The organism is Cupriavidus sp. SIMBA_020, assembly GCF_046535395.1.
GTDB classification, from domain to species: Bacteria; Pseudomonadota; Gammaproteobacteria; order Burkholderiales; family Burkholderiaceae; genus Cupriavidus; species Cupriavidus campinensis.
This window is the reverse complement of sequence record NZ_JAWRWU010001365.1, coordinates 1-246: the sequence shown is the minus strand read 5'-3', so window position 1 is coordinate 246 and position 246 is coordinate 1. Positions and strand designations below refer to the sequence as shown.

Here is a 246-nt window from a genome sequence, read left to right as displayed (position 1 = left end):
GCCGGCACGATGATGACGGGCGGTTCATCGAGCATCAACGATCTATGGCTGCCGATGCGCGAAGCGGGCGCGTCGGCGCGCGCGATGCTAATCGGCGCGGCCGCCGCGCAATGGAAAGTGCCGCCCGGCGAATGCCGTACGGAAAGCGGTCAGGTGCTGCACCCGTCGGGGCGTAAGGCGAGTTTTGGCGAATTGTCCGCGCTGGCCGCGCAGCAGCCGCTGCCGCGCAAGATTGCGCTGAAGGAC

1 pseudogene is annotated in these 246 nt (G+C 67.9%); it reads left to right on the top strand.

From position 1 onward, the window contains the following. A pseudogene (locus SB751_RS33960) lies at nucleotides 1-246 on the top strand (xanthine dehydrogenase family protein molybdopterin-binding subunit); the annotation flags it as partial.